The sequence below is a fragment of the Pseudomonas chlororaphis genome, assembly GCF_001921865.1.
GTDB classification, from domain to species: Bacteria; Pseudomonadota; Gammaproteobacteria; order Pseudomonadales; family Pseudomonadaceae; genus Aquipseudomonas; species Aquipseudomonas chlororaphis_D.
The window spans coordinates 107,976-119,578 of sequence record NZ_MSCT01000012.1 but is presented as its reverse complement, the minus strand read 5'-3'; the positions used below and the strand labels follow the sequence as shown (position 1 = coordinate 119,578).

Annotated in this window: 2 protein-coding genes; both read right to left on the bottom strand. The window is 71.3% G+C overall.

Features of this window, described 5'->3' with window-relative positions:
• Positions 1-5,075 (bottom strand): non-ribosomal peptide synthetase (locus BTN82_RS15905; protein WP_075120087.1); only part of this gene is annotated, 5,075 nt, incomplete at its 3' end.
• Positions 5,076-5,114: 39 nt separating this feature from the next.
• Positions 5,115-11,573, bottom strand: coding sequence for a non-ribosomal peptide synthetase (locus BTN82_RS15900; RefSeq protein ID WP_075120086.1), 6,459 nt, complete (start codon positions 11,571-11,573; stop codon positions 5,115-5,117).
• Between the last annotated feature and the right edge of the window lie 30 nt (positions 11,574-11,603).

The window sequence follows — 11,603 nt, the reverse complement described above, 5'->3', positions numbered from 1 at the left end:
CCCCGGTCGCCGCCCAGCGCGGCCATCGCGCCGGCCGGCACCCGGCGGTTGTCGCGGGCCATCAGCAGGTCGATGGCGCGGTACACGTCGTAGTCCTCGATGTGTTCGCCGAACACCGCCTTCACCGGGTCGAGGTTGAGGTTGGGCACGAAGATCGCCTCGTAGGCCAGTTCCTCGTCGGTGTCGATAAACATCGGGATGCTGTCGATCAGGCTCAGGTCGACCACCTCCAGGCCGCGCTCCAGCAGGCGCCGCGCGACCTCGGTGGCGAGCAGGCCGCCCAGGCAATAGCCGATCAACTGGAAACGCTGGTGGCCGTCGGCGATCAGCCGCTCGGCATAGTCCTGGGCCACGCTCTCGATCAGGCGCTTGGGCTCCAGGGCCAGGTACTGGGCGGTGTCGGCCACGGCGAAGCCGATCACCGGCCCGGCCTGCTGCGCGGCCAGGGAGCGGCCCAGGTGCTGGAAGTAATCCAGGGTGCCGAGGGCGGCATGGAACATCACCCGTACCGGGCCGCTGTCGCCGCCGCCGAAGGGCACCACCAGGGCATTGCTGCCCGTCGCGCGCTGGGATTCGCCGGCGACCGGGCTGTCGCTGGGGGCGCTTTCGCCATGGTTGAGCAAGCGCACCAGGGCGGTGACGTTGGGCTCGTTGAGCATCTGCCGCAGCAGGGTGTCGTAGCTGAAGGCCTGCGCCTGGGGAAATTGCTCGCGCAGTTGGCCGGCGACCCTGGCGAGGATCAGCGAGTCGGCGCCTTTTTCGTAGAAGCTGTCGTTGACGCCGATCCGGGACAGGCCCAGGGCCTGCGCCCAGACCTCGCACAGCGCCGCGGCCAGGGGGTCGGCAGGGGCCTGCTCGGGGCTGTCGCCGGCCTGGGCATCCGCCGCCGGGCGCCACTGGGCCAGGGTCTGGCGGTCGACTTTGCCATTGGCGGTCAGCGGCAAGCGGTCGAGTACCTGCACCTGCGCCGGCAGCATGTATTCGGGCAGCCGCTGCGCCAGGGCCGAGCGCAGGCGGTCGACGCCCAGGCGGCGCACGCCGGCCTTGAAGCGCGCGGCGAAGACCCGCATGCCGAGGGCCGCCAAGGGGTGCTCGGCGCCCGGCAGCAGTGGCAGGCACTCGCCGCCAAGGGCACTGATCCGCGCTTGCCAGGTGTCGGCGCTGCGCAGCCCGCTGCGGCCCTGGTCGTGGTCGCCGCCGACCGGGGTCATCATGAAGCCCTGGGTCAGCAGGATCGACGGCCATTCGCCGGTGGGCTCGCTGAACACCAGCCAGCCGCCGGGGCTGAGCAATTCGACGATGCGCTCCAGGGCCCGGTCGATGTCTCGCACGCTGTTGAGCATGCCGGCGCACAGCACGATATCGGCGCCCTGGCTGGCCAGGCCCTGGGGGCGCAGGTCCTGGTCGATGTCGAGCAGGCCGTGGCGAACCCAGGGCTGCGCGGCGAAACGCTGCTTGGCCGCGGGCAGGAAAAACGCGGTCATGTCGGTGAACAGGTAGTCCACCTCCAGGCCGTCGAGCAGGGCGATCACCGGGGCGCTGGTGGCGCCGGTGCCGGCGCCGATCTCGAGGATACGCAGCGGGCCCTCGCCGTCGAAGCGGGTGGCCAGGCGGTTGATTAGCGCCGCCACGCTGTGATTGTTGTAGCGCGCCGCCGCGTCGCTGCCGTACAGCTGCCAGGCCAGGTCCTGCTGGCCCCGGGGGAACAGCAGGTCGAAGGGGTTGACCTCGCCCTTGAGCAGTTGCGGCAGTTGCCGCACATGGGTGAGCTGGTAGTCGAGCAGCGCCTGGCTGCACAGCCCGGACGCGACGGCCTGTTCCACCCGGCCCCAGGCCAGCGCCGGATCGGCCGGCGTGCGCAGCAGCCGGTACGCCGCGTGCTCCTGGCGCAGCCAGCCGGCGTCGCACAGGGCGCCCAGCCAGCGCCGCAGCAACCAGTGATGGCGCGGCTCGACCTGCAAGGCGTGCAGGATCGCCGCGGCGTCGGGTGCGGTCCGCTCGCCGCGGAACAGCCCGGCCTTGAGCATGACCTCGAGCATGGCGCCCAGGGCGGCGCTGTCGAGGTCGTCGCGATAGGCTTGCACCTGCTCGGCCTCGAAGGCGCCGACCTGGCTTTGCGCGTAGCGGTTCACCGCGCTCAGCAGGGGGGCATCGGGCAGCGGCTCGGGTTCGACCCGCTCGGCGGTGACGAAGGCCAGCAGGCTGCGTTCGCCGTTGGGCTCGCCCGCCGCCAGGCTGATGGCATGCTCGACGCCCGGGCAGGCGAGCAGGGCGGCGTCGATTTCCCCCAACTCGATGCGATGCCCGCGGATCTTCACCTGGCCGTCCTCGCGGCCGAGGAACTCCAGTTCGCCGCCGGGCAAGTAGCGGCCACGGTCGCCGGTGCGGTACAGGCGCTGGCCGTCCAGTGGATGGTCGAAGAACCGCGCCTGGCTCAGGGCCGGGTCATTCAGGTAGCCCAGGGCCAGGCCGACGCCGGTGATGTACAGGTCGCCCGGGACCCAGGTCGGCGCGTCGCGCCACTGGCCGTCGAGCACCCGGAAGCCCTGGTTGGCCAGCGGCAAGCCATAGGGAATGCTGCGCCAGGCTGGGTCGATGGTGCCGATGGGGTGCAGGTTGGACCAGATCGAGGCTTCGGTGGCGCCGCCCAGCGCCACCAGCTTCAGCGCCGGCAGCAACTGCTGGAGTTGCGGCGGCAGGCCGAGGGCGATCCAGTCGCCGGAGAGCAGGGCCAGGCGCAGGCTGTCGAGGGGGCGGGGTTCGGCTTGCAGGTAATGGGCAAGCATCTGCAACTGGGCGGGCACCGAGTTCCACAGGGTCACCTGATGACGCTGCACCAGTTCGGCCCAATGGGAGGGGTCGGCGCCGCGCGCCGGGTCGGGCAGGACCAGGGTGGCGCCCATCGCCAAGGGGCCGAACAGGTCATACACCGACAGGTCGAAACTGAGCTGGGCCAGCCCCAGCAGCCGATCACCGGCATTGACCTGGAACCGCCGGTTGATGTCCTGCACGGTGTTCAGCGCGGCGCGATGGCTGATCATCACGCCCTTGGGTTCGCCGGTGGAGCCCGAGGTGTAGATCACATAGGCCAGCTCGTCGGCGCTGCCGGCCCTGGGCTGGAAGGGGCGCGCGGGCAACTGGTCGACCGCGTGCCAGTGCAGCGCCTCGGGCAGCGGGGTCGTGGGCAACGCCTGGGACTGGCCCAGCACATGGCGCACCCCGGCATTGGCCAAGACCCGGTCGCGCCGGGCGGCGGGGGCGTTGCTGTCCAGGGGCAGGTACGCGGCGCCCGCCAGCAACACGCCGTAGGCCGCCACGACCTGATCCACGCCCTTGGGCATAAGGATCGCCACCGGCTCCCCGGCCTGGCAGCCGCCGGCGTCGAGGGCGGCGGCCACGGCCAGCGCGCGCCGGGCCAGCTCGGCGTAGTTCAGGCGGCCATCGGCCGCGATCACCGCCAGGGCGTCCGGTTGCTGGCGGGCCATGGCCAGGAAGCCGTCCTGCAAGCGTTCGTCGGGCAGCGCCGCGGCAGTGGCGTTGGCGGCCAGGCGTTCGCGCTGCTGCCAGGCCGGCAGCGGCACGTGCAGGCTGTGCCCCCAGGCCGCCGGGTCGCTGGCCAGCAACTGCAACTCGTCGCAGAAGGCGTGCTGCATGTCGTCGACCAGGCCGTCGGGGAACACGCCCTGGCGCACGTCCCAATGGATATGCAGGCCGTGGCGGTCGTCCATCACCTGGCAGTCCAGGGTCACCTGGGGCGTCTGGGTAATGCCATGGCCGACCTGGCGCCCGCTGGTGGCGGGCGGTTCGATGGCCAGGCCGATGGCGCTGGTGAACACCACCGGCATGGCCGCGGCTTCCCGCCCGCGGCGGCGGCCGATTTCACGCATCACCGCAATGCCCGAGAACAGCCGGTGCTCCAGGTCGGCGAACAGCTGGCCGCCCAGTTGCCGCGCCTGCTCGGTGAAGTCCAGGCCCTGGGGATCCTTGACGTGCAGCAGGCTCACCGAGGTGAAATCGCCCACCAGCCGATCGACCTGGGGATGCAGCGGCAGGCGATTGAGCAGGGTCAGGTTGAGGCTGAACGCCGGCTGCTGGCTCCAGCGCTGCAACACCCCCGCGTAGGCGGTCAGCACCACGATGGACGGCGTCAGGCCATGCTCGCTGGCGGCGTTTTTCAGGGCCGTCCACTGGGGCGCGGCGAGGTGCGCGCTGTGCCGGCGAAAGCGCGCCGGGGTGGTCTGTTCGCCGGCCATGGGCTTGGGCAGTTGCGGCGCCGCGGGCAACTCGTCGACCCGTGCCAGCCAGTACTCGCGGTCGCGCTGGTGGCGGCTGCCTTCGAGCAGGCCGCGCTCGGTCAGCAGGTAGTCGCGAAAGCTGATGTCCAGGGGCGGCAACGGCGCCTGGGGCTGGTGCAACAGGTGTTCGAGTTCGTTGAACAACAGCTGGGCGCTGGCCCAGTCGGCGATCAGCGAGTCCATGGAAAAGTGCAGGGTGTCGGCGCCGTCGCCCCGGCTCAGGCGCAGCTCGAACAGCGGCCACTGCTCGGTGGGGTAGAGCTTCTGTTCCATACCCTCGCGGATCTGTTGCACGTGCTGTTGGCGTTGTTCGGCACCGAGGCCACGCAGGTCCGCTACGGCCACCGAGTAATGGGGCACCTCGGGCAGTACCCGTTGCGAGCCTTCGCTGGCGATCACCGCCCGCAGCATGTCGTGGCGGGCGATCAACTGGTTCCAGGCCTGTTCGACGCGCTGTGGATCGAGGGCTGGCCAGCTCAGTTCGAGGTAGCCGTGGCAGGCCACGTTGCCGTAGCCGAACGACGACTGGCGGCCCAGCAGGTAGGCGTTCTGCACGTCGGTGAGGGCAAAGGGCGCGTGGCGGTTGGCGGGGTCCGCGCTGACCAGCGGCTGTTCCTGGGCCTGCAGCAGGTCGAGTATCTGCTGCTTGTGCTGGCGCAGCTGCTCCAGGCGCCCGGCATCGAGCAGGCCCTGGGGCGCGCGGAATTTCAGTTGTCCGTCCTGGGGCCAGAGTTCGACCCCCAGGGACTTGAGTTCATTTAAGAGTTTGGCGGCAGGCATGGTGATGACAGCTCCTGGAAAATGGGGTGAGACGGGGCGTCAGATGACGCCCTCTTCAACAGTGTCTGGGGCGGGTTGGCGGTCGAGGGTCTGCGCCACTTCCGCCAGGCTGGCGGCGCCGAACAACTGGCCCATGGGCAGGGCCAGGCCGAGGCGGGCGCGCAGCATTTCGAGGAACCGCGTGGCCAGCAGGCTGTCGCCGCCCAGGCGGAAAAAGTTGTCTTGGCGCGAGACCCGGGGCACCCCGAGCAGTTGCTGCCACAGCGTGGCGACCAACTGCTCGTTGGCGCTCAAGGGCTGTTCGTCCACCGGGCTCGCCGGCCGGCTGGCCGACTCCAGCGTGGCCAGCAGCGCCCGGCGGTCGACCTTGCCGTTGCTGCTCAGGGGCCAGTGCTCCAGGGGCAGGATCCGTTCCGGGCGCATATAGGCCGGCAGGCAGTGTTCAAGGTGCTGCGCCAACTGCTCCGGCGCGGCGCTGCCCGTGACGGCGGCCAGCAGCCGGCCTTGCGCGGTCACCAGCGCCACGGCCGTGCTCACCTCGGGGTGACGGGCCAGGGCGGCTTCGATCTCGCCCAGCTCGATGCGATGGCCGCCGACCTTCACCTGGCTGTCGAGCCGGCCGAGGAATTCCAGCAGGCCGTCGGGGCGGTAGCGGCCCAGGTCGCCGGTGCGGTACCAGCCGTCGACGAAGCGTTCGGCGCTCAGTTGCGGCGCGTGCCGGTACCCCAGGGCGACCCCCGCGCCGCCGATCCACAGCTCGCCGGTGACCCAATCCGGGCAGTCCCGGCCCAGGGCGTCGACCACCCGGTAGGCCTGGTTGTGCAGGGGCAGGCCGTAGGGGATCGAGCGCCAGCCCGGCAACGCTTGCTTGACCTCGAAGTGGTTGGACCAGATGGCCGCTTCCGTGGCGCCGCCCAGGGCGATGAAGCGGCAGCCCGGGGCCTGCTGCGCCAGACGCTGCGGCAGGTCGAGGCCGATCCAGTCGCCGGACAGCAACGCCACCCGCAAGGGCAGCGGCTGGCGGTCATGGGCATTGGCTTCGAGCAGCATCGCCAGCAGGGCCGGGACGCTGTTCCACAGGGTCACCCCATGCCGCAGCAGGGCCTGGAGCCAGGCCCGCGCGTCGCGGCGCTGCTGCTCGTCGATCAACACCAGCGCGGCGCCCGCCGACAGCAGGCCGAACAGGTCGTACACCGACAGGTCGAAATCCAGCGCCGACAAGGCCAGGCCGCGATCGCTGGCGCGCACGCCGTAGGCGCGGTTGATCTCGGCCACGGTGTTCATGGCCGCGCGGTGGGTGATTTCCACGCCTTTGGGCTGGCCGGTGGAACCGGAGGTATAGATCACGTAGGCCAGGGCGTCCGCGGCGACGGGGCGCGGCGCCGGCAGCGCCGGGCCGGCCTGGGCCGCGGCGGGCTTGAGGTGCTTGAGCCCGGGCAACTGCGGGTCGTGTTCGGCGAGGATCAGCACCACCCCGGCCTGTTGCAGGATGCGTTGGCAGCGTTGCCCGGGCTGGTCGACGCCCACCGGCAAATAGGCCGCGCCGGCCGCCAGGACGCCGAGCACGCAGGCAATCTGTTGCGCGCCCTTGGCCAGCGATACGGCCACCAGGTCCCCCGGCTCCACGCCGGCCTCCACCAGGCTGCGGGCGATACGCAGGGCGGCATCGGCCAGTTCGTCGTAGCGCAGGGCGCCGTGTTCGCCCCACAGCAGCGCGTGGCGCTGCGGGAACTGGCGGGCCTGCTCGAAGAAACCCTGATGCAGGACGGGATCGCCGGCGACCGCCGGGCCCGGCGCATTCAGCCGCGCCCGCAGCCGGGCCTGGGCCTCGGGCAGGAGGTCCGGCGGCGCGCTGTCCCACGGGTGTTCGGCCAGCCAGCGCAGGCTGTGCAGGTAGGCGTCGAACATGGCCTCGACCATGCCCTCGGGGAACAGCCCCACCACCCGGTCCCAGTTCAAGGCAATGCCGCCCTCGGCTTCCACCACCTGGTGGTCGAGCCACACCTGCGGGGTCTGGGTCAGGCCGAATACTTGCAGGGCGAAAGGGCCGTCGAGCGGGGCGGCGGTGCCGTCGGGCACTCCCAGGGCGCTGGTGAAGACCACCGGCATCTGCGCCTGCTGCGCGCCGTGCTCGCGGGCCAGTTGCCGCAGCAGGCTGACCGAGCCCAGGCAGCGATGTTCGAGGGTTTCCCCCAGGGTCTGCTGGGTGCGCCGCGCGCGGTCCAGCCAGCGTTCGCCGGGGCGCGGCGTATAGCCGAGCAGGGTCAGCGAGGTGAAGTCGCCCATGACTTGATCGATCTGCGGGTGCAAGGGGCGGCGGTCGAACAGGGTCAGGTTCAGGCACAGGTCGGGCCGGGCGCTCCAGCGGCCGAGGGTTTCGGCGAACGCGCAGAGCAGCACCGCCGAGGCGGTCAGGCCGTGTTGCTGGGCCTGGGCCAGGATCGAGGTCCAGGCCTGGGCCTCGATCCGCCCTTGCAGGCGCTCGAAGCGCGGTTGCCCGAGGCTCGCCGGGTCGGCGGCCAGGGGCAGTTGCGGGTGCGGCGGCAGCGCGGGCAGGCGTTCCTGCCAGAAACGTTGCGCTGCTTGCAGCTCCGCGGGCGGCGGGGCGGCCTGGAGTTGGTAGTCGCGAAACGACAACGCCAAGGGTGCCGATTCCAGCGTCGGGTCGCGGTACAGGGCGTCGAGTTCGGCGTAGAAACGCAGGATGCTCAGGGCGTCGAGGATCAGGTTGTCCAGGCTGATCGCCAGCCGGGTCTGCCGGCCCTGGGTCAGCGCCTGGACGTCGAACAGCGGCCATTGCTGCGGATCGAACACCCGATGCGCGCAGGCCTCGCGCAAGGCGTCCAGGCTGGTGTGGCGCTGGCCGATGACGAACGCCGGCACCTGTTGCAGGGGCAGGATCCGCGCCCGGCCCTGCGCGTCGAAGACCGCGCGGAGCATGTCGTGGCGCTCGATCAGCCGGCCCAGCGCCCGCTGCAGGCGTGGCAGGTCCAGGTCCTGCACCTCGTATTCGCGATAGAAATGGCAACTGACGCCGCCCAGGACCAGGCTCGGATCGCGGCCCAGCCAATAGGCCTGCTGCACCTCGGTCATGGGGAACGGCGCGTGGCGGTGCGCCGGGTCGGCGACGATGACCGGCTGTTCCAGCGCTTCGCTCGCCAGGTACAGGTCGGCGCAGAACTGCGCCAGCAGCGGCCGGTTGAACACCTGGGCCAGCCGCGCGCCGCCCACGCCTTGCTCGGCCAGCAGGCGCACCAGGCGGGTGGCGCTCAGGGAGTCGCCGCCCAGGGAAAAGAAGTTGTGCTCCCGGCACACCTCGGCGCAGCCCAGCAACTGTTGCCAGGCCTGCGCCACGCGTTGCTCGACGGCGCCGCGGGGCGGCGACAGGTCGTGGCGCACGCTCGGCCCCTGGGCTTGCAAACGCGCGTGCAGGGCCTTGCGGTCGATCTTGCCGTTGCCGGTCAGCGGCAGTTGCCCGCAGGCCAGCAGGTGCTCGGGAATCATGTAGGCCGGCAGGCGCTCGGCCAGGTGCTGGCGCAGGCCCGGCGGGTCGAAGGGCGCGGGTTCGGCGGGGCCGTTGGGCACCCGCAGCATGGCGGCCAGCCGTTGCCCGGCCAGCAGCACCACCGCCTGCTCGATGCCGGGCCAGGCCAGCAGGGCGTTTTCGATTTCCCCGGCCTCGATGCGGTAGCCGCGCAACTTCAGCTGGAAGTCGCTGCGGCCGAGGAATTCGACGTTGCCGTCGGGCCGGTAGCGCGCGCTGTCGCCGGTGCGGTACCAGCGTTGGCCCTGGTATTCGACGAAGCGTTCGGCGCTGCGCAGCGGGTCGCCGCGGTAACCCTGCGCCACCCCGGCGCCGCCGATCCACAGCTCGCCGGCGACCCAGTCCGGGCAGTCGTGCCCGTGCCCGTCGACGATGCGCAGGCTGACATTGTCCAGTGGCTTGCCGTAGGGCAGGCAATGCCAGGGCAACGCTTGCCCGGGCAAGACCTCGAAGAGGGTCGAGTGAATGGCGGTCTCGGTGGCGCCGCCCAGGGCCATGAAGCGGCAGTCTGGGGCTTGCGCCCACAGCCGCGGGGCCAGGTCCGGCGCCACTTTGTCGCCTCCCAGCAGCACGGCACGCAGGGGCAGGCGCGCGCCGGCCGGGGCGCAGGCCAGCAGCATGTCCAGCAACGCGGGCACGCAGTTGAGCAGCGTGGCGCAGTGGTTCAGCGCCAGCTCGCGCCAGCGTTCGGCGTCGCGCTGGGCCTGGGGTTCGACGCAGATCACCGCCGCGCCGCTGGACAGGGCGGCGAACAGGTCGAACACCGACAGATCGAACTCCAGGGCCGACAGCGCGAGGATCCGGTCCCGTGGGCCGAGCCTGAGCCGGCGTTGCAGGTCTTCCAGGGTATTGGCCGCGGCCAGGTGGCTGATTTCCACGCCCTTGGGTTCCCCGGTCGAGCCTGAGGTGTAGAGGATGTAGGCCAGGTCGCCGATTTCGCCGGGACGTGGGCCGGGCAGGGCGGCGTAGGCCGGTGGCAGCGCGTCGAGCAACAGCCGGGCGCCGGCCGAGGCGCAGATTTTCTCGCGGCGGGCCAGCGGCTGGTCGGCGCCGATCGGCAGGTAGGTGGCGCTGCAGGCGAGGATCCCGAGGACCGCGATCACTTGCTCCGGCCCCTTGGGCAACTGCAAGGCGACCACATCGCCGCGCTGGACGCCCTGGGCTTCGAGGTAGCCGGCCAGTTGCAAGGCGCGCTCGGCCAGTTCGCCGTAGCCGATCGCCCCGTTATCGCCGAACAGCAGCGCCGGGGCCTGGGGGGCTAGGCGCGCCTGGGCAAAGAAGGCGTCGTGCAGGCGTTGCGCCGGCAGGGCGGCGTGCTGGCCCTGGGAGCGCTGGCGAACCGCTTGCTGCTCGGCGGGAATCAGCGCGGGGACCGGCTGGCGCCAGGCCTGCGCGTCGAAGCACAGGCGTTGCAACAGGCCGCTGTAGGCGGCGAACAGGCCGTCGAGCACGCCGGCGGCGAACAGGCCTTCGCGGGCGTCCAGGTTGACCAGCAGGCCGCCGTCCAACTCGGTGACCTGGGCGTCGAGCCACACCTGCGGGCCCTGGGAAATGATCCACGCCGGTTGGCCGAAGTGCTCCTGCACGCCTTCGGGGAACAGTTCGCCCAGGCCCAGGGCGCTGGTGTACACCACCGGCGCCAGGACCTGCTCGCCCCGTTGCCGGGACAGCTCGCGCAGCACCTGCAGGCCGGAAAACGTGCTGTGCCCGGCGTCCTCGTGAAAGCGCCGTTGCAGGGCGGCGGCGCGTTGGGCGAACGCGCCGGCGGCGCCGTCCCAGGCCAGCAGGATCGACGAGGTGAAGTCGCCCACCAGCCGGTCGACATCGGCATGCTGTGGCGCGCGGTTGAACAGCGGCAGGTTGAGCAGCAGGCCCGGCGTGTCGCTCCAGGCCTCCAGGGCCTCGCAGAACACCGCCGCCAGGGCCATGGCCGGGGTCAGCCCGTGTTCCCGGGCGTGGCGCTCGAAGGCCTGGCGTTCGGCCGGGGGCAACCAGTGATGGCGGCGGCGCACCTGGCTGGCGTCGCCGTTCTGCAGGTTGACGGGCAGACGCGCGGCGCCGGGCAGTTGTTCCAGGCGTTGCAGCCAGTACTCGCGGTCCTCGCGCTGGCGCGCCTGGTGTTCGTCGCTGGCTTGTTCCTGGCGTTGCTCGGCCAGGTAGCGCGCGAAGCTGTAGTCCAGTGGGGCCAGGGGCCGTTGCTGGTACAGGTGCAAAAGGTCCCCCAGCAGGGTGCGCAGGCTCAGGGCATCGGCCGCGAGCATGTCGAGGTTCAGGTGCAGGCGGGTGCCGCCCGGGCGCAGGGCGTCGGGCAGCAGCGACAGCTGGATATCCAGCACCTGGCCTTGCTCCACGGCCAGTTGCCGGTGGGACAGGCTGGCGCGCAGCTGTTCCAGGCGCTGGCCGGCCTGTTCGGCGCTGGCTGCGCGCAGGTCATGCACCTTGAGGCCGGTCCAGGGGCTTTGGTCGAGGATCCGCTGGCGGCCGTCGGCCAGGAACTGCGCGCGCAGCATGGCGTGGCGGGCGAGCAATTGGCCGACGGCGGCTTCCAGGCGCAGTGGATCGACGTGCTGGCCGTCGAACTCGTTATAGAAGTGCGCCGCCACGCCGCCCAGCTCCTGGCCGGGGGCGCGGCCGACCCAGTACGCATGCTGCATCGGCGCCAGGTCGAAGGGCTGCCGGTCGTCATGTTTGGCGTGGGCGGGCATGGCCGGGGTGGGGCGCGCGGTGTCGAGCCGCTCCAGCCAGGCCACCAGGCGCGGGTCCGCCACCAGTTCGGCAAAGCGCGCGGCCAGGCCCTGGCGACGCCATTGGCCGACCAGGCGGATCAGCGTGACCGAATCCAGGCCCCACTCGATCAGGTTGGCGTCGAGGGGAATCTGCTCCGCCGGCAGGCCCAGGGCCTGGGACAGCGACTGACGCAGCAGGGTTGCGGTTGAGATGCTGGGTGTGGCCATGGCTCAACGTCTTCTCATAGCTGGGCTCCG

What these genes read in the sequence shown, in the direction of transcription:
- BTN82_RS15900 (WP_075120086.1), bottom strand. Translation starts at nt 11,573, where the DNA reads ATGGCCACACCCAGCATCTCAACCGCAACCCTGCTGCGTCAGTCGCTG.